Consider the following 19,496-nt stretch of genomic DNA (forward strand, 5'->3'; position numbering starts at 1 on the left):
GCCCCTCGTCCGAGGGGTCCGGTTCCCCGTTCAGAAGGTGTCCGCGGGGACGTACCGGCCCCACACCTCGCGCAGCGCGTCGCAGACCTCGCCGACCGTCGCGCGGGCGGCGAGCGCGTCCTTCATCGGGTACAGGACGTTGTCGCCGCCCCCGGCGGCCGTGCGCAGCCGGGTCAGGGCGGCGGCGACCGCGTCCTGGTCGCGTTCGGCGCGCAGTTCGGCGAGGCGGGCGGTCTGCCGGGCCTCGATCGCGGGGTCGACGCGGAGGGGTGCGTAGGGCTCCTCCGCGTCGGCCCGGAAGCGGTTGACGCCGACGACGACGCGCTCGGCGCTCTCGGTCTCCAGGGCCGCCCGGTACGCGGAGCGCTCGATCTCGCCCTTCTGGAAGCCGTGCTCGATCGCGCGGACCGCGCCGCCCATCGCCTCGACGCGGTCCATCAGCTCGACGATGGCGGTCTCGATGTCGTCGGTCATCCGCTCCACGGCGTAGGAACCGGCGAACGGGTCGACGGTGGCGGTGACGTCCGTCTCGTACGCGAGGACCTGCTGGGTGCGCAGGGCGAGGCGGGCGGACTTCTCGGTGGGCAGGGCGATCGCCTCGTCGAAGGCGTTGGTGTGCAGCGACTGGGTGCCTCCGAGGACGGCGGCCAGTCCCTGGACGGCGACCCGCACCAGATTGACCTCGGGCTGCTGGGCGGTGAGCTGGACGCCCGCGGTCTGGGTGTGGAAGCGCAGCATCAGCGACCGGGGGTTGCGGGCGCCGAACTCCTCCTTCATCACCCGGGCCCAGATCCGGCGGGCCGCGCGGAACTTGGCGATCTCCTCCAGCAGCGTCGTACGGGCGACGAAGAAGAAGGAGAGCCGGGGCGCGAAGTCGTCGACGTCCATCCCGGCCGCGAGGGCGGTCCGCGCGTACGCGATGGCGTTGGCCAGGGTGAACGCGATCTCCTGCGCGGGCGTGGCCCCGGCCTCGGCCATGTGGTAGCCGGAGATCGAGATGGTGTTCCACTTCGGGATCTCGGTCCGGCAGTACTGGAAGGTGTCGGCGACCAGGCGCAGCGAGGGCCCCGGCGGGAAGATGTACGTGCCGCGCGCGATGTACTCCTTGAGCACGTCGTTCTGGACGGTGCCGGTCAGCTCGGCCGCCGGTACGCCCTGTTCCTCGGCGACCAGTTGGTAGAGGAGCAGCAGGAGCGCGGCCGGGGCGTTGATCGTCATCGACGTGGAGACCCGGCCCAGCGGAATGGAGTCGAACAGGATCCGCATGTCGTCGATCGAGTCGATCGCCACCCCGACCCTGCCGACCTCGCCGGAGGCGATCGGCGCGTCCGAGTCGTGGCCCATCTGGGTGGGCAGGTCGAAGGCGACGGAGAGGCCGGTGGTGCCGTCGGCGATCAGCTGCCGGTAGCGGGCGTTGGATTCCGCGGCGGTACCGAATCCGGCGTATTGCCGCATCGTCCACGGGCGGCCGGTATACATCGTGGGGTAGACGCCGCGTGTGAAGGGGTAGGTGCCGGGTTCGCCCAGCTTCTCGCCGGGGTCCCAGCCGTCGAGCGCGTCCGGCCCGTAGACCGGTTCGACGGGCAGCCCCGACTCCGTCCCACGCGTCATCCGCCGTACCTCCCGCCGAAGCCGATCCCGATCCCCGCCTTCCCATCATGCGCGGGCTTTGGCGACCGGGCAGGGCGGGAATCCGTCCAGGGACACCGGACACACACCGGACGCAGGGGGCAGAGAGATGAGGGACCGCACCACCAGCACCACCGACAGCACGGGCAACACCGGCACTTCGAGCACCGCGGGCACCACGGACACCGCGGGACCGGCCCTGACACGGGCGGGTACGGCGGGCTCCGGCGGACGGGGCCGTACGGGGGCCCTGGCGGTCCTCGCCGCGCTCACCGTCGCCGCCGCCACGGCCGGCTGCACGGCCCAGGCCGTCGGGCAGCCGCACGCGGCGCCACCGGCTCCGGAACGGTCCGCCGCCACCGGGACGCCGGACGCCGAGCCGCCCGTACCACCGGCCCCGACCCCGGCCACGTCCTCGCCCGAGGCGCCGGAGGTCCCCGGGGCGCCGGAGACCTCGGAGCCGCCGTCCCCCACCCCCGACCCGCAGGGCGAGACGCTGATGGCCGACGGGTCCCAAGGCGAGCGGGTGCGCGAACTCCAGGCCCGGCTGCGGCAGATCGGCCACTTCGACCGCGACCCGACCGGCTACTACGGCTCCGTCACCGCCGCCTCGGTCCGCTCCTTCCAGGGGAAGCGCGGCCTCGTCCGCACCGGCCGGGCCGACACCCTCACCTGGCAGAAGCTGCTCGGCATGACCCGTGTGCCGACCGCCACCGAACTGGACCCGCCGACCACCCGGCCGGTCGCCAAGCCGGACAAGCGCTGTCTGACCGGCCGGGTCCTGTGCATCAGCAAGAACAGCCGGACGCTCTCCTGGATGATCGACGGCCGCGTCGTCTCGTCGATGGACGTCCGCTTCGGCTCCCAGTACACGCCGACCCGCGAGGGGACCTTCTCCGTCTACTGGAAGTCCCGCGACCATGTGTCGACGATCTACCACACGGCGATGCCGTACGCGATGTTCTTCAGCGGCGGCCAGGCGGTGCACTACTCGGCGGACTTCGCGGCCCGCGGCTACGCCGGCGCCTCGCACGGCTGCGTCAACGTCCGGGACAAGGCCAGGATCGCCGCGCTCTTCGACGAGGTGAAGAACGGGGACAAGGTCGTGGTCTACGGGTGACCACGGCGGTCGGGCGGAGAGATGGCGCGGGCGGGACAGGGGGAATACGTCCCGCCCGCGCCGGGTGCGCCGAGCCGTAGGTACGGGGGGAACCCCGGCTCACGCGCGGCCGATGACCAGTCGGCTCATTCTGTTCAGCGTCACGGGGCCGAAAAGTGTCACACCCCGCGGGCCGACAGGATGTCCGCGGCCCCGGACGGCACCGGGGAGCCGGACCCCGTGGCGTCGCCGGGGGTTCCGGGCGGGGTGGGCGAGGCGGTGTAGCCGATGCCGCTGTTCCGGCCGTCCTCGTCGTCCCCCTGGTCGTCGCCCCGGCCGCTGCCGGCGCCGTTGTTGCCGTTCCCGCTGTTGCCGTTCCCGTTGTTGCCGTTCCCGCCGCCGCTGCTTCCGCTGCCGCTGCCGCCGCCCTTGTCGTCGTCGCCCTGCCCGTCCCCGGACTCCCCCAGGAGCCGGTCGCAGAACCGGCCCAGGTTGGCGGCCCCCTTCGCCAGCTCCTCCAGCTGGCGCCTGCGCTGCTCGCCCAGCTTCCCGGCGCGGTAGTCGCGGCAGGCCTGGACCGCCTTGGCGTACCAGCCGTTGGTGCCGGAGTCCCCGGGCCGGCCGGTCCGGTGGCTGTCGACGGAGCCGGGCGTACGGCCGCTGCCGTCGTCCGTCCCCCCGCCCTGGCCGGTGTCGTCGCCCGGGCCCTTCGACCGGCCCGGCCCGCCGGACTCGTGGCCGGGGGCGGAGGGGCTCGCGGGGGACGTGGTGGTGCCGGTGTCCGGGGAGGCGGACGGCTCCGCGGGCGGTTCCCCGGCGGAATCCGGCGCGAGCCCCTCGGGCGTCGCCGCGGCCGATACGGAACTGGCGGGCTGCGCACTCCCGCCGAACGGGACCGGAAGGATCCCGGTCCCCGCCGCCACGGCCACCCCGCCGAGCGCGCACCCCGCGAACGAGGCGACCAGCCCGAGCCGGACCGGACGGCTCCAGCGCGGCCGGCGCACCCGCCCGGGCCCGGCGGCCGGGGCGGGCCCGATGCGCACCGGATCCAGCGTCCCGGCCCGGACGCCCCTGCCGTCGGCGGCGCCCCGTGCCCGCGCGGCCCGGGGCGTCGCGCGGAAGGCGGCCAGCGCGGCGGCCTCGCCGGGCAGTTCGGTGGTGGCGGGGCGGGCGGTGCGGGCGGCGGCCTCCAACGCGGCCGCCAGCTTCTCGGCATCCCTGCCCGACGGGCCTTCGACGGGGTCGACCGGCTCACCCCGGAGCAGTCGCTCCGCGGTTTCCTTGTCAAGCCATTCGTACCGCTCGTCGGCCATCACATGTCCTTCTGCGTCCACGGACGCGAATGCGTCACACCCGCCGGCGCCACCAGGCCGTTGCGGGCCGGGCGCTGGGCGGGCATCCCGTCGAGTTCCGCCGTCCGGGCCACCGGGCCCTGCTGCGCGTGCGGATGCGGGTGTACGTGCGGGTGCGGGTGTGCGTGGCCGTGGCGGGTGTCCGCGCCGTCGCCGGTGGTGTCGTCGTCCGTGCGCAGGAGCTCGGCGAGCCGCTTCAGGCCGCGGTGCGCGGCGGTGCGCACCGCGCCGGGGCGCTTGCCCAGCGTCCGCGCGGCGCTCTTGGCGTCCAGGCCGACCACCACCCGGAGCACCACGGCCTCGGCCTGGTCCCGGGGCAGCTGGGCGATGAGCGACAGGGTGCGGCCGGTGGCCAGGGCCTCCATCGCCTCGCCCGCGGTGTCGGACTCGGCGGGCCGCTCGGTCAGCTCCGATTCGTCGCCGCCGATCGCGGGGCGCCTGCCGCGCATCCGTATGTGGTCCAGCGCGCGGTTGCGGGCTATCCGCGCCGCCCAGCCGCGGAAACGGTCGGCGTCGCCACTGAACCGGTCGAGGTCCCGGGCGATCTGCAGCCACGACTCGGACGCCACGTCCTCGGCGTCCGGCTCCCCCACCAGCGTCCGTATGTAGCCCAGCAGCCGCGGTTGCACAGCGCGGTACACAGAACGGAAGGCGTCCTCGTCCCCGTCCTGCGCCGCGAGCACCGCGGCGGTCAGCTCCGCGTCGTCCCCCAGCACTCCCTCAACCCTGCTCTGCTGTCCTGAATCGCAGCTGGTCACCACTGCCGCGCCACGCCGCGCGACTCAGCACGCTACGTCCTCGGCGGGGCCCGCGTCCACGTCTTGTACAACCCGCAACATTCCGCCCCCCGGTGGGGTGTGACAGAAATCGCGACGGCGGCGCTGAGTGGAGTACGGGGTCGTTCCACGTCCCCGCGAAGACGACCGGGGCCTCTCCTGTGGGGGGTGGCGGCCCCGGTCGTTTTCATTTCGCCCCACGCCACGGTCGCACGCGTGGTGGGCGGCCGGGGCTCCACGGAACACGGGGCCCGCCGTGGGCACAGCCACCCCGCCGAAACGGCTGAAGGGGCCATCGCGGAAGCGCGCCCATGCCTGCGAGGGGATGAGGCGGAACTCCGTGGCTACGCCGGGGCGAGCAGGTCGCCGTGGTCGAGGGCCCGGCACAGGGCGACGGAGATCTCCTCGGGCAACAGGTTCAGTCCGGCGAGGGCCTCGGTGGTGAGGGGGACCTCTTCGAGGATGTACTCCCCGCGGTCGTCCCGCTGGAACTCGGGGCCGCTGCGGTCGGCGAAGTTCCACGTCCGGACGCGGGCGAGATAGAAGTGCTCGGTCTCGCCGGACGCGTTCTCCAACTGGTGGAACGGGCGCACGATCTCCGCATCGCCCGCGATCTCCTCACGGATCTCGCGCAGGAGCGCCGCCTCGTGGTCGGCATCGGTGTCCTCGACGCCGCCCCCGACGACAACCCAGTAAGGGTCTCGTCCGGGGCGGACGCGCTTCATCAGGAGGGTGGTGTCGTCGGGGGTGACGAGGATGGCGCGGACGCGCTGCTTCATGGGTTCGGGCTCCTTGCTGGTGGGGTGTGGACCACGTCCGCCGGATCCCGCCGGACTCACGGGCTCGGGATACGCGCTCGCGGTGGCGACGTCGGCGGGTTACCCCCGCGGGGAACGCGCTGAAACGGCCGTCCTGGTCCTCGGGGCGTGCGCGGTCGTGGGCGGGCCATGCGCTCTCGGCATCGACCGGCATCGCGCCGGAGAGGACGGTGTCCACCCAGGTGCCGTGGAGGCCGAGCTTCCTGGTCCTGGATCGGGAAAGGCCGATCGGGCCGACCTGCGCAGCGCCGTGGACGGTCAGTTCGGGGCATCCGGCGCGGGCATTGGCACGGGAGACATTGACGATGCGCAGGTCATGGCCAGTACAACTTCACGGCCTCCAGCGCTTGTCGCGCTACTGGGACTCCGGGCTCGATCACCGAATACCCCAAAGCACGCAGCACCCGTGCGGCTGTATCCGGAGCGTCCCGGACGCCGGCCTTCAACTGCATGACCCGCCAGTTCATCAGATGATCTTCGATCACGGTCTTCCAGCCGTCAACGGTGTCGAACGCGAACTCACGCTGAAGGAAGAGCAGCACGTCTTCGAGCGACGGCCGCATTCGATGCCCACCGACCGGCAAATGCATCTCGGACAGGCGCGGCAGTTTGTTCTTCCTCATTCCCTGTTTGGGTCGACCACGTTCGGCCAGGCGCAGCAGATAGGCCATTTCATCGCGGTGAGCATGGACCTGCAGATGCGCGCCCGGCGGTTCTTTGCTGCTCCGCAGGTACTCGTAACGCAGCAGTGGATCCGGCACCCCTTCATAGAAGACGTGCACGTCTGCTTGGTCCGTGGCCATGAAGGTGCTGGATCCGTCCCAACAACAGTAGTAGCGCACCATGAGGCTGAGCCGCGGCTCGCCGTCGATCGTGACAGGAATGCGTTGGAGCACCTCGTCGTCCGTTATGGGCGAGACCCTGGCGTCAACGTAGTCAGCTGGTCGGCGAATTCGGCCGCCAACACGTCAAGGGTCTTTGCCTCATCAGCAGTCACCTTCGAGAAGGTAGTCGAGACCTTCGATGGTGTGCCAAACGTCCAGCTCCCGCAGACTGAGGCTGTACGTTGCCGCTCGCTCGGCCAACTCGTCGTAGCTCATGTGCACGTCTGCCAGCAGTCGTTCGCGCTGGTCCTCGAGCTCACCGCGCGTCTTGTGGATCACAGTCGGCATAAGTCGCTCCCCGGTTTCGATGACCATAGTGAAGCAGGGCCCACTGACAATGGCGCGATCGACTCGGGATGGCTTCACCCTCACGGGTCCTACTTCGAGCCACTCGCTACCAGATGACTGAGAACGAGACGACGCCGCACTCCCTGACCGGTCCAGCAGCGGGCGCTGTCGTATGTCCGTGATCAGCGGCACTCGGCGCGCGCCGGCATCACCACAGCGGCCCGCGCGGCCCGCGCGGCCCGGTCAGGCGTACCGGACGGCGGTGCCGTACGCCTGGTAGACCGTCCGGGTCTCGATCGACTCGCCGGTGAAGAGGCCGTTCCTCGTGTACGTGTCCGATGCCGTGACGAACCGCACCGCGACGACGGCGTCGGCCTCCTGGCTCGCGGCCATCGCCTCCAGGTGGGCGTACGCCCCGGTGAGGTCCTGGGCCTCGGCCCCCCAGATCAGCCAGCTCAGCGCTATCTCGCGCCCTGTCAGCGGTGAGTCGGTCGTGGTCATGGGCACCGACTGCCCCTGTCTCCCCATCGCATCAGTGTGATGGTCCGGACGGGGGCCTGTCACTGCGTGGACAGCCACCGGGTGGTGTCGGCCGACAGGTTCCCGGACCGGCGGATCCGGCGGGCGACCGGCAGAACACCGGTGCTATGCCGTTGGCACATTGTCGCCGTACGATCAGCGATCGAAGCTTGACAGTGTTGGCAGGTACACGTGCGAATCAGTGAACTCCATGGGACGGATGGGGTGTTGGGCGTGCGGTCCGGATCGTGAGGTCGGGGCCGCGGGCAACCGGCGCCCGGTCCTCCCGTGCCATCCGGAAGGTCGCGCATGAAGCATTTCCGGCTGCTCGTTCTCGGTAACGGTGTTTCCGCGTACGGCAGTTACCTGAACATGGTCGCGTTGAACGTCTTCGTCTACCACGTCACCGGCAGCGCCCTGGCCGCGGGACTCTTCATGGCGGTGCGGCTGGGGACGAGCGTGGCCGCCGGGTTCGTCAGCGGGCGGCTCGTCTCGTCGTACGACCGCAAGCGGCTGATCGTGGGCGCCGACCTCGGGCAGGCGCTGGCGCTGCTGGCGCTGCTGCTGGCCCCGGAGGCCGGCCGGGTCTCGCTGCTGTACTGCCTGGCCGTGGTCACCGGGAGCTGCTCGACCCTCTCCCAGGTCGCGCTGCGCAGCAGCATCCCGGAGATCGTGGGGGCCGAGCACCGGACCCGCGCCAACGGGCTGCTGGTCACCGGCCGTTCCCTCGCCATGATCGCGGGCTTCGCCTCGGCGGGGGTGGTGGTGGCGCAGCTCGGATACACGGTGGCGTTCGCCCTGGACGCGGCGACGTTCCTGGTCTCCGCCTCGGTGCTGTTGTCGCTGCCGATCCGTACGCGGGCCCGGTCCGAGACGGCCGGGGGCGGCGGGGAGGCCGCGCCGGACGCGCCGTCCACGTCCCTGCGGCTGCTGTGGGCCGGGGCGCCGCTGCTGCTGGCGATGATCGCCGTGCGGGCCGTCGACGGGCTGGGGTCCTCCTCGCACAACGTCGCGCTGCCCGTCTACTCCAGCCTGCTGGACCCCGCCCATCCGGCCACCTTCGTCAGCCGGTTCTGGGCCGTCTGGGCGGTCGGCACGATCATCGCCCAGCAGGCTCTGTCCCGGTACACCCGCCGCACCGGGCGAACCTTCGGCGAGCGGGCCTTCGCGGTGGGCGCCTGTGTCATGTCGGCCGCGTTCATCGTCGTGTTCAGCGGGCTGCCGACCGTGCCGGTGCTCGCCGCGGCGCTCGTCGCCGGGGTGGCGGACGGGTTCACCGAGGTCGTCTACGTGTCCCGGCTCCAGGCGGTCCCGGACGAGCAGCGCGGGCGCCTCTTCGGGCTCTCCGCCTCGGCCGAGAACGCCGGGTTCGGGCTGGGGATGCTGGTCAGCGGGGCGCTGCTGGAGTCCTTCTCCCCGTTCAAGGTGGTCGGCGCCCTGCACGGCCTCGCCATCGTCCTCTGCCTCGCCCTGCTGGCCCTGCTCGTGCTGCGCCGCCGCGCCCCGGCGGCCGGCGGCCCCGAGCCGTCGCACGAAGCCGGCGGCGACGTCGTACGCGAAGGGAGCACCTGATGGACGGCCGCGCACCGGACCCCCGTCTCGCCGTGGTCGGGATGGCCTTCCGGCTGCCGGGGGCGGACACCCCGGAGGAGCTGTGGCGCATCGTGCGCGACGGCGAGGACCGGTTCACCCGCTTCACCGGGGACGAGCTGAAGGACGCGGGCGTCCCCGAGGAACTGTACGGGCGCGACGACTTCGTCGGCGCCTCGGCCGTCCTCGACGACATCGCCGGGTTCGACGCCCGGCACTTCGGGATGAGCGCCCGCGAGGCCCGGCTGACCGACCCCCAGCACCGGCTGTTCCTGGAGTGCGCCCAGCACGCCCTGGAGAACGCCGGCTACCCGGACGAGCGGGACGGGAAGCGGATCGGGGTCTACGCCAGCGCCGGCTACCACCTGTACAACATGCAGTCCTACCTGCTCAACAACGTCCTGCCGAACGAGGACATCGGCGACTGGCTGGCCGGCATGCAGGTCATGGTGGGCAACTTCACCGACTTCAACGCGACCCGGGTCGCCTACCGGCTCGGCCTCACCGGCCCCGCCGTCAACGTGCAGACGGGCTGCTCCAGTTCGCTGGTGGGGGTGCAGCTCGCCGCCCAGTCGCTGCTGCTGGACGAGTGCGACGTCGCCCTGGTCGGCGCCAGCGCCGTCCACGTGCCGCAGGTCCTCGGCTACCACTACGTCAAGGGCTCGATCCTCTCCAGGTCCGGCCGGCTCCGGGCGTTCGACGCGGCCGCGAACGGGACCGTCGGGGGCAACGGTGTCGTCGCCGTCGTCCTGAAGCGGCTGGACCGGGCGCTCGCGGACGGCGACACCGTGCACGGCGTCGTCCGGGGCTGGGGCGTGTGCAACGACGGCTCCGGCAAGAAGGCGTTCGCGGCGCCCAGCGCGGGGGGCCAGCAGTGGGCCGTGCGCCGGGCGCTGGACCACGCGGGCGTCGGCGCGGGGACCATCGGCTATCTGGAGACCCACGGCACCGGCACCCTCAAGGGCGACCCCATCGAGCTGGCGGGGGCGGGCGCGGCGTACCGGCAGGACACCGACCGGACCGGCTACTGCGCCCTCGGTGCCGTCAAGGCCAACATCGGGCACCTCGACGCGGCCGCCGGGCTGGCCGGGTTCGTCAAGACGCTGCTGGTCCTCAAGCACGGGGTGATCCCGCCGATCGCCGGTTTCACCGAACCCAATCCGCTGCTTGGGCTGGCGGACAGCCCGTTCTACGCGCCGACCGCCGCCCAGCCCTGGCCCGACGACAAGACCCCCCGGCGGGCCGGGGTCACCTCGCTCGGCGTCGGCGGGACCAACGTCCACCTGATCCTGGAGGAGGCCCCCGACCCCGGGCCGCGCCCCGCCTCCGTCGTCCCCCCGCCGGACGTGCTCCTGGTCTCCGCGACGAGCCGGGAGGCCCTCGTGGACAACGCGCGGTCGTTCCGCGACGTGCTGCGCCGGCGGCCCGCGCTGTCCCCGGCGGATCTCGTCACGACCACCGCCCTGGGGCGCTCGCACGGCCGCCACCGGATCGCGGTCCGGGGCGCCACCCCGGCCGCGCTGGCCGACGCCCTCGACACCTGGCTCACCGGCCCCGGAGCCCGCGCGGACGCGGCGGATCCCGTCGCGACGGGGGACGGGCCCGCCCGGGTGGCGTTCCAGTTCACCGGTCAGGGGGCGCTGCGCCCGGGGGCCGCGGCCGGCCTGTACGAGCGGTTCCCCGTCGTACGGGAGGTCCTCGACGCCTGCGAGGACGCGCACCGGCGCCTCACCGGCGAACCGCTGCTGGCCGGGCTCCTCGACGGGAGCGGAGGGGCGGACGCGCCGGGGGCCGTCTGGCCGACCTCGACGGCGCAGCCCGCCCTGTTCGCCCTCCAGTGCGCCCTGGTCCGGCTCTGGGCGGAGGCGGGCGTCGAACCGTCGGCGGTGACCGGGCACAGCGTCGGCGAGTACGCGGCGCTGTACGCGGCCGGGGCGCTGACCGTCGAGGACGGGCTGGAACTCCTGGCGCACCGGGGCCGGTTGATGCGGGAGCACTGCGTGCCGGGTGCCATGGTGGCGGTGGCCCTGACCCGGGAGGCGGCCGGGGAGCTGGCCGCCGCGCACCCCGGCGTGGAGCTCGCCGCGACCAACGGGGAGCGGTCCCAGGTGCTGGCCGGTCCGGTGGCGGACGTGGGGCGGCTGTGCGCCGCGCTCGACGGGCGGTCCGTCCCGTACGAACGCCTCGCGGTCGACCGGGCGTTCCACACCGCGACGACGGAGCCGATGCTCGACGCGTTCGCGACGGTGCTGTCGAAGACCCCCTTCGCGCCGGTGCGGACCCGCTTCGTCGGCTCGCTCGACGGCCGGGTCCGCGAACCCGGCTGGACACCGGACCCTGAGTACCTGCTCAGCCAGGCCCGCGAGCCGGTGCGCTACGACGCCGCGCTGCGCGCCCTGGCCGGTGAACGGCCCGACGTGCTCCTGGAGATCGGCCCGCACACCACCCTCAGCAGCCTGGCCCGCCGTGCCCTTCCCGGGGTGCGGGCGACGCCGTCCCTGCACCGGACCACCGGACTCACCGCGCTCTTCGGCGCCGCCGCGACGCTGCACTGCGCGGGGGCGGAGCTCCGCTGGGAGACGTTCCTGGCGGGCACCGGAGGGCGGCGCGTCCCGCTGCCCGGCTACCGCTTCCAGCACCGGCACCACTGGGTCGGCGCCCCGCCCGGCCCCCGCGCATCCATTTCCCCGGCGAGAGAGGAACGCACCATGGCATCAGAGGCGACGGAGACCAGGCGGCTGCTGGACAGCATCCTCGGTGTCCTTTCCAGGACCTTCGGGGAGGACCTCACCTCGGTCCCCGACACCCCGTTCTTCGATCTCGGCGCGGACTCGCTCCTGATGATCAACGTGCTCCGGGAGATCGAGCAGGAGCACCGGGTCAGGGTCACGATGCGGGAGCTGTTCGACGAGACGGGCACGCCGCGGCTGCTCGCCGAACTCGTCGCCGCGCGGCTGCCCCGGGAGACGGGGGTGGCGGCGCCCTCCGGGCCGATATCCGCGCCTGCTCCCGCCCCGGCCCCGGCCCCCGTGTCCGCTCCGGTGCCGGTGTCCGCTCCCGTGCCCGCGCCGCTGCCCGTGGCACCGCCGGTCGTCCCCGTACCGCCGGTCGTCCCCGTACCGCCGGTCGACTCCGCGCCGCCCGTCGCGCACGCCGCCGTCGCGGACGCCGGTTCCGTCACCCGGCAGGAGCTGCTGGACCTGACCCGGCGGGTCCAGCAGCTGTCGCAGATCCAGCTCCAGATGCTCACCCAGATCTCCCAGCTCTCCCAGTTGCTCGCGCTCCAGGGCGCGCACCCGGCCGCGCCGGACGGAGAGGTGGCCCGGTGAACGAGCAGGAGAGCCTCGGCGCCACCCTCGACCGGGAGCTGGCCGCCATGGCGGAGCTCACCCGGGACATCGGCGCACGGATCCACGCCCGGCAGGCCCCGGCCCCGGCCGCCGGCACACCGCAGCCCGACGCACCGCAGCCCGACCCGCCGCAGCCCCGGGCGCACGGGCCGCGCGTGGTGGTCTCCCCCGACGCGGGCATGGTCCGCGCCACCTCGCCCCGCGCCCAGCAGGACCACCTCGACGACCTCGTACGCCGGTACACGGCGCGGACGGCGGCCTCCAGGGAGCTGGCCCAGCGCCACCGCCGCCGGCTCGCCGACAGCCGGGCGATCGTCGGATACCGCAGGTCGACCAAGGAGATGCTCTACCCCGTGGCGGCCCGCCGCGCGGCGGGCGCCCGGATCGAGGACATCGACGGCAACGCCTACACCGACATCACCATGGGCTTCGGGGTCCTCCTCTTCGGCCACGAGCCGGACTTCGTCCGGGAGGCCGTGCACGAGCACCTCTCCCGGGGCATCCGGCTCGGCCCCCGCAGCGTCGAGACGGGCGGGGCCGCCGAGCTGCTGTGCGAGCTGACCGGGATGGAGCGGGTGGCCTTCGCCAACTCCGGCACGGAGGCCAACGCGGCGGCGATCCGGCTGGCCCGCGCCGCCACCGGCCGCGACCGGATCGTCACCTTCACCGGCGCCTACCACGGCCACGCCGACCAGGTGCTGGGCAGGGACGCCGGACACGGCGCCCCGGAACGGACCGTGCCCGTCTCCCGGGGCATCCCGCAGAGCGCCGTCTCCGAGCTGACCGTCCTCGAATACGGCAGCGAGGAATCCCTCCACGCCATCGAGCGGGACGCGGCCCGGATCGCCGCGGTGATCATCGAACCGGTGCAGAGCAGACACCCCTCGCTCCAGCCCGTCGCGTTCGTCCGCAAACTGCGCGAACTGACCGCCCGGCACGGCATCGTGCTCATGTTCGACGAGATGCTGACCGGTTTCCGCCCCGCGCTCCGGGGCGCCCAGGAGCTCTACGGCGTCACCCCGGACCTCGCCACCTACGGCAAGCTCCTCGGCGGCGGCTTCCCCATCGGCGCGATCGCCGGCCGCGCCGACATCCTGGACGGGGTCGACGGCGGCTACTGGAGCTACGGCGACGACAGCGGCCCGACCGCCGACACCACCTTCTTCGGCGGCACCTACCTCCAGCACCCCGTGTCGATGACCGCCGCGCACGCCGTGCTCACCCATCTCAAGGAACGGGGCCCGGGCCTCCAGCAGCGGCTCAACGCCCGCACGGCCGAACTGGCCACCGGGCTCAACGGCTTCTTCGAGGCGGAGGAATTCCCGCTGCGGATGGGCTGGTTCGGCTCCCAGTTCCGCTTCGAGCACCGCGCCGACATGGAGCTCCTCTACTACCACCTGATGCTGCGCGGCGTGCACGTCTGGGAGTGGCGCAACTTCTTCCTCTCCACGGCACACACCGACGACGACATCGCCCATGTGGCCGACGCCGTACGGGGGTCGCTGACGGAGCTGCGGAACGCCGGGTTCTTCCGTACCGGCAGAGTGCTCGCCCCGGCGGCCGCGCCCGCCCGGACCGCACCCGCCCCGGTGGAGGCCCCCACCCCTGCCCCCGCACCGGCCCCCGCCCCGGTCGAGGCCCCCGCACCCGTGACCGCCCCGGCCGCCCCCGCCGGGCCGCGCCGGGCGGACTTCAGCCTCTACTTCTTCGGCGACTACCCGGAGCCGGAGGACGGCACCGGCCCGCGGGAGGGCCGCTACGAACTGCTCATGGAGGCCGCCCGGTTCGCCGACGAGCACGGCTTCGAGGCGCTGTGGATGCCCGAACGGCACTTCAACTCCTTCGGCGGCCTCTTCCCGAACCCCGCCGTCCTGGCCGCCGCGCTGTCCCGGGAGACCCGGCGCATCCGCCTCAACGCCGGCTCGGTCGTGCTCCCGCTGCACGACCCGATCCGGGTGGCCGAGGAGTGGTCCATGGCGGACAACCTCTCCGGCGGGCGCGTCGGCCTCGGCGTCGCGAGCGGCTGGAACGCCAACGACTTCGTCTTCTTCCCCGAACGCTTCGGCCCGCACAAGCAGGAGATGTACGACCGGCTGGAGGAGGTACGGAGCCTCTGGCGCGGCGAACCGCTGCGCCGCACCACCGGGGACGGCGAACGGGAGGTCCGGCTCTTCCCCCGCCCCGTCCAGGAGATGCCGCCGCTCTACACGGCGGTGGTCGGCAACCCCGAGTCGTTCGAACGCGCCGGTGCGCACGACCTGGGCATCGTGACCAACCTGATGACCCAGGACGTCGACCAGCTCCGGGAGAACGTCGCCCGCTACCGCGCCGCACGGGCCCGGCACGGCCTCGACCCGGCCGCCGGGCGGATCGCCGTCCTGCTGCACACCTACCTCGCCGACGACCACGACACCGCCCGGGCCGAGGCGTTCGCCCCGATGTCCCGGTACATGCGGGCCTCGCTCTCCCTGTTCAGCGGGGTCACCCACAGCCTGGGCGCCACCACCGATCTGCGGTCGCTCAGCGAGGACGACCTGGACGTCGTCTTCCGCCGCGCCTACGGCCGCTACTGCGACCAGCGGGCCCTGATCGGCTCGGTGGACACCGTCCTGCCGGTGGTCGAGGCGGTCACCGACGCCGGGGCGGACGAGATCGTCGCCCTGGTCGACTTCGGCGTCTCCGGGGAGCAGTTGCGCGCCGGACTCCCCCGGCTCGACGCCCTGCGCCGCCGCCACCGCGAACGCCGGGCCCCCGCCCCCGCTCCCGCCCCGCTCTCCCCCGGCCAGGAGCGGATCTGGTTCCTGGAGCGGCTGCTCCCGGGCCGCACCGCCTACAACGAGGTCAAGGCCGTCCGCCTGCGCGGCCCGCTCGACACCGGGGCGCTGCACACCGCGCTGCGCCGGCTCGTCGACCGCCACGAGGGGCTGCGCACCGTCTTCCGCCCGGCCGGCGACTCGGCGGTCCAACTGGTGCGGGAGACGGCCGGGCCCGACTTCGCGGTGGTGGACGGCACGTCCCGGCCCGAGGCGGCCGTACGGGAGGTGCTGGCGGCGGAGAGCGCCCGCCGCTTCGACCTGGAGAACGGCCCGCTGTTCATCAGCCGCCTCGTACGGACCGGGTCCGACGAGCACGTCCTGGTCATGTCCTTCCACCACATCGTGGTCGACGCGGCCTCGGCGACCGTCCTGTGCCGGGACCTGTCCGCCTTCTACCGGGCGGAGCGCGACGGCACCCCCGCCGTCCTGCCCGAGCTGACCTGGAGCTGCGTCCAGCACGCGCGGGAGCAGCGGGCGGCGGCCGGCGGCCCCGACGCGGCGCGGGACCTGGCCCACTGGACGCGGGTGCTCGGCGGCGACCTGCCCGTCCTCGACCTGCCCACCGACCGTCCCCGGCCCGCCGAGATGACCTCCGCGGGCCGCGCCGTCTTCCGCACCCTCGACCCCGTCCTGTCCGAACGGGTCAGGGGGGTGGGCCGCGACCGGCGCGCCACCCTGTTCATGACCCTGGTGGCCGGGTGGGCGGCGATGCTGCACCGGGTCACGGGGGCGGAGGACATCGTCGTCGGCATCCCGGTCTCGGACCGGCCGCAGCGGGCCGAGGAGCTGATCGGCTTCTTCGTGAACACCCTCGCCCTGCGGGTCGACCTGACCGGCGATCCCGGGTTCGCGACGCTGCTGGAACGGGTGCGCGCCGTCGCGCTCGACGCGTACGACCACGCGGGCACCCCGTTCGAGGAGGTGGTGCGGGCGATCGCGCCGCCGCGCCGGACGGACCGTACGCCGGTGTTCCAGGTGTGCGCCGAGTTCCAGTCGGCGGAACCGTTCCGCCTGGACCTCCCCGGTATCGAGGCGGAGGCGCTGGACGAGGGGCCCGACAAGGCGCTGACCGACCTGACGGTGTACTTCACCGACCGTCCGGAGGGCATCCGCTGCCATCTGGAGTACAACTCCGACCTGTTCGACCCGGACACCGTCGACCGGTTCTTCACGGTCTTCCGCGAACTCCTCGCCGCCGCCGTCGACCGGCCCGCCACCCCGCTGTCGCTGCTCGCGCGCCCGGTGGCCGAGGGCGACGAGGTGCCGGAGAGCTGGCTGCGCGGCCCGGTCCGGCCGGTCGCCGACACCACCGTGCACGGCTGGGTCGCCCGGCGGGCGGCCGAGCACCCCGGGCGGACCGCGGTGATCGGCGAGGACGCCGTACTGACCTACCGGGAGCTGGACGAACGGTCCGGGCGGCTCGCCGCCGTGCTCGCCGCGCAACCGGTGGACGGGGAGCGGGAGCCCGTGGTCGCGGTGTGGCTGCCGCGCTCCGCGGAGCTCGTCGTGGCGCTGCTCGCGGTGGCCCGGTCCGGTCGCGCGTACGTACCGCTCGACCCGTCGCTCGGCCGGGTCCGCGCCGCCCAGGTGATCGCCGCGAGCGGCGCCCGTACGGTGATCAGCGACGCGGCCGGGGCGAAGGAGCTGGAGCTGCCCGCGTCGGTCGCCGTCGTCGCCCCGGACGCCGTCGCGGACGCCGGGCCGGCGGGGGCACCCGGGCCCGACGCGGCCGTCTCCCCCTCCGCGCCGTTCGCCGTCGTCCACACCTCGGGCAGCACCGGCACGCCCAAGGGCGTCGTGCTCACCCACCGCTGCCTGGTGGACCTCTGCCAGTGGCACCACGAGCGGTTCGCGTTCACCGCCGACGACCGCAGCGCCGTCGTGTGCGGCCAGAGCTTCGACGCCTCGCTCGTGGAGATCTGGCCGGCGCTGACGGCGGGCTCCACGCTCGTCGTGGCCGATGAGCGGGTACGCCGCGACCCGTTGGCCCTGGCCCGGTGGTACGCGGACCGGAAGATCTCGTTCAGCATCCTGCCGACGGCCCTGGGCGAGGAGGTGCTGCGGCTGCCCGCGGCCGACCAGCCGCCGCTGCGCCATCTGCTGCTGGGCGGCGAGGCGCTCAGGACCCGGCCCCGCCCCGAGGCCCCCTACGAGACGGTGAACGTCTACGGCCCGACCGAGACGACCGTGCTGTGCGTCGCCGGGACGGTCGCGCCGGGCCCCGGCCCCGAGGCGATCGCGATCGGGCGGCCGGTCGACAACGTCTCGGTGCGGGTGGTGGACCCGTCGGACAAGCCGGTGCCGGTCGGCGCGGTGGGCGAACTCCTCGTCGGCGGACCGGGGGTGGCCGACGGCTATCTGCACCGGCCCGACCTCACCGGGGAACGGTTCACCCCCGCGTCCGACGCCGAGGACCGTCACTACCGCACCGGCGACCTGGTCCGCTGGACTGCGGACGGGCAGCTCGTCTTCGTGGGCCGCACCGACGACCAGGTGAAGATCCGCGGGTTCCGGGTCGAGCCGGAGGAGGTGACGCGGGCGCTGACCCGGCTCGACGGGGTCCGCCGGGCCGCCGTCACCGGTCTGCGCAGGTCCAACGGCGAGACCTTCCTGGCCGCCTACGTGGTGCCCGAGGAGCCGGGCGAGGACCGTACGGACGCCTGGGCCGGGGAACTCCACCAGCACCTGCCGGAGTACATGGTGCCGCGCGTCTGGCGGGTACTGGACGAGCTGCCGCTGACCGCCAACGGCAAGGTGGACCGGGCGCAGCTCCCCCCGGCCGACCGGCCGGAGCCGGAAGCCGCGGCCGGGCCGGAGTCCGCTGCCCGCACCGCCGCGGAGAACGGGCTGCGGGCGCTCTGGGCGGCCGAGTTCGACCTCACCGCCTCGGCGATCGACCCGGACGTCTCCCTCTTCGACCTGGGCGGGCATTCGCTCACCGTGATGAGGCTGGTCAACCGGATCAGGGAGGCCTGGGGCGTCGAGTACCCGCTCTCGCGCCTCTACCAGGAGCCCACCCTGCGTGCCATGACGGAGTTCGTACAGGGCGCCGGGGCGAGAAGGGTCGTCCGCTCCGGCCCGGCCGACCACCAGCAGGCACGCTTCGCCACCGTGCACTCCCAGCACTCCAGACCGCAGGTCTACAACGTCGCCCTGCGGATCGCCTTCTCCGGGCCGCTGGCCCCCGGCTCCCTGCGCACCGCCCTCCAGCAACTGACGGATCGTCACGAGGGTTTGCGTACCCGGCTGGTACGGGAGGGCGCGGAGTCCTGGCGGCAGGAGGTGCTGGAGCCCCGCCCCTTCGACCTGCCGGTCGACGACCTCACCGCGCTGCCCGAGGCCGAGCGGCGGGCCGAGGCGGACCGGCTCGCCGAGCTGGCGGCCGAGACCCCGCTGGACATCTTCGAGGGCGAGATGATCTCCGCCCGGCTGCTGCGCACCGGCGCCGAGGAGTGGGTGCTGCTGTTCGTCGTGCACCACTGCACCTGCGACGGATGGGCCCTGACCACGGTGCTCAAGGAGCTCTCCGCGTTCTACCGCGCGGACGTCACCGGGACCGGCCACGGCCTGTCCGCCGAGGCGCCCCAGCACGTGGAGTACGCGCACTGGCAGGCCGCCCACGACGCGGCGACCGCCGCCCGCCGCACGGAGTACTGGCTGGAGGAGCTGGTCGACGCCCCCTTCTCCGTAGACCTGCCGACGGACCGGCCGCGGCCGGAGCAGCTCAGCGGGCGGGGCGGGATCGTCGAGTTCACCGTGGACGCCGAGGTCCGGGCCGCCGTGGAACGGCTGGCCGCCCGCCGGGCGACGACCCCCTTCGTGGTGACCGCGGCGGCGCTCGGCCGGCTGCTCGCGGCGAAGTCGGGGCAGGACGACGTGATGATGAACGTCTCCTACGCGGGCCGGGAGAGCCGCGCGTTCGAGTCCCTGGTCGGGTGCACGGCCATCGGCTTCGCCCTGCGGGTCCGCGACGCGTGCGCCGGGACCTTCGCGGAGCTGACGGACCGGGTGACCCGGACGGCGATCCTGGGCATGGAGAACGCCATGCCGCCGCGCCGGGTGGCCCCGGCGATGAAGGAACGCAAGGGCGTCGTGCTGCCGCAGACCCTGAGCGTCAACCTGGCCTACGAGAGTTCGCTGGACACCGGGATCGAACTGCCGGGGCTCACCACCACGGTCACGGAGATCGCCGCGGCCGCGTCCCGGTCGGAGCTCACCGTGGCGCTGACCCCGGTCGACGACGTGCTCCACTGCGCCGTGGAGTACTCGGCCGACCTGTGGGACCGGGCCACGGTCGAGTCCTGGACACGGGACTACGTACAACTGCTGCGGGACGAGACCCGGCAGCCGCCCGCCGGCCCGGCGGACTGACCGG

11 protein-coding genes are annotated in these 19,496 nt (G+C 73.5%); 4 read left to right on the forward strand and 7 right to left on the reverse strand.

Going from position 1 to position 19,496, the window contains the following annotated elements; genetic code table 11:
• Positions 1 to 30: 30 nt before the first annotated feature.
• Complete coding sequence (locus tag ACWC97_RS07890) at positions 31 to 1,611, reverse strand: acyl-CoA mutase large subunit family protein (protein ID WP_450648057.1); 1,581 nt, start codon at positions 1,609 to 1,611, stop codon at positions 31 to 33.
• A 217-nt stretch (positions 1,612 to 1,828) separates the two neighbouring features.
• On the opposite strand from ACWC97_RS07890, the gene ACWC97_RS07895 reads away from it, so the two are divergent.
• Positions 1,829 to 2,749 (forward strand): L,D-transpeptidase family protein, encoded by a 921-nt coding sequence (locus ACWC97_RS07895; RefSeq protein ID WP_450648216.1) that lies wholly within the window; start codon positions 1,829 to 1,831, stop codon positions 2,747 to 2,749.
• 158 nt (positions 2,750 to 2,907) lie between these two features.
• On the opposite strand, the gene ACWC97_RS07900 is transcribed toward ACWC97_RS07895, so the two are convergent.
• The 6 genes from ACWC97_RS07900 to ACWC97_RS07925 all read right to left on the reverse strand — a co-directional run bounded on the left by ACWC97_RS07900 (position 2,908) and on the right by ACWC97_RS07925 (position 7,347).
• Positions 2,908 to 4,041: a hypothetical protein gene (locus tag ACWC97_RS07900; RefSeq protein ID WP_450648059.1), complete on the reverse strand. Its 1,134-nt coding sequence runs from the start codon at positions 4,039 to 4,041 to the stop codon at positions 2,908 to 2,910.
• Positions 4,041 to 4,796: an RNA polymerase sigma factor gene (locus tag ACWC97_RS07905; RefSeq protein WP_450648061.1), complete on the reverse strand. Its 756-nt coding sequence runs from the start codon at positions 4,794 to 4,796 to the stop codon at positions 4,041 to 4,043. Before ACWC97_RS07905 ends, ACWC97_RS07900 begins: the two co-directional genes overlap by 1 nt.
• 404 nt (positions 4,797 to 5,200) lie before the next feature.
• Positions 5,201 to 5,635 (reverse strand): NUDIX hydrolase, encoded by a 435-nt coding sequence (locus tag ACWC97_RS07910; protein WP_450648063.1) that lies wholly within the window; start codon positions 5,633 to 5,635, stop codon positions 5,201 to 5,203.
• Between the two features lie 353 nt (positions 5,636 to 5,988).
• Positions 5,989 to 6,570, reverse strand: a complete 582-nt coding sequence (locus tag ACWC97_RS07915) for a hypothetical protein (RefSeq protein WP_450648065.1) — start codon at positions 6,568 to 6,570, stop codon at positions 5,989 to 5,991.
• A gap of 90 nt (positions 6,571 to 6,660) precedes the next feature.
• Positions 6,661 to 6,846, reverse strand: coding sequence for a hypothetical protein (locus ACWC97_RS07920; RefSeq protein WP_450648067.1), 186 nt, complete (start codon positions 6,844 to 6,846; stop codon positions 6,661 to 6,663).
• A gap of 243 nt (positions 6,847 to 7,089) precedes the next feature.
• Entirely contained in the window at positions 7,090 to 7,347 is a 258-nt protein-coding gene (locus ACWC97_RS07925; RefSeq protein ID WP_450648069.1) for a hypothetical protein, read from the reverse strand.
• A 327-nt stretch (positions 7,348 to 7,674) separates the two neighbouring features.
• Between ACWC97_RS07925 and ACWC97_RS07930 the strand changes: the two genes are divergently transcribed.
• The 3 genes from ACWC97_RS07930 to ACWC97_RS07940 are packed head-to-tail and all read left to right on the forward strand — an operon-like array spanning position 7,675 to position 19,492.
• Positions 7,675 to 8,937, forward strand: a complete 1,263-nt coding sequence (locus ACWC97_RS07930; RefSeq protein WP_450648071.1) for an MFS transporter — start codon at positions 7,675 to 7,677, stop codon at positions 8,935 to 8,937.
• Positions 8,937 to 12,284 (forward strand): type I polyketide synthase, encoded by a 3,348-nt coding sequence (locus ACWC97_RS07935; RefSeq protein ID WP_450648073.1) that lies wholly within the window; start codon positions 8,937 to 8,939, stop codon positions 12,282 to 12,284. Before ACWC97_RS07930 ends, ACWC97_RS07935 begins: the two co-directional genes overlap by 1 nt.
• 47 nt (positions 12,285 to 12,331) lie before the next feature.
• A complete protein-coding gene (locus ACWC97_RS07940; RefSeq protein WP_450648218.1) occupies positions 12,332 to 19,492 on the forward strand; it encodes a MupA/Atu3671 family FMN-dependent luciferase-like monooxygenase in 7,161 nt (2,386 codons plus the stop codon).
• Positions 19,493 to 19,496: the final 4 nt, after the last annotated feature.

The organism is Streptomyces sp. NPDC001108 (assembly GCF_053598535.1).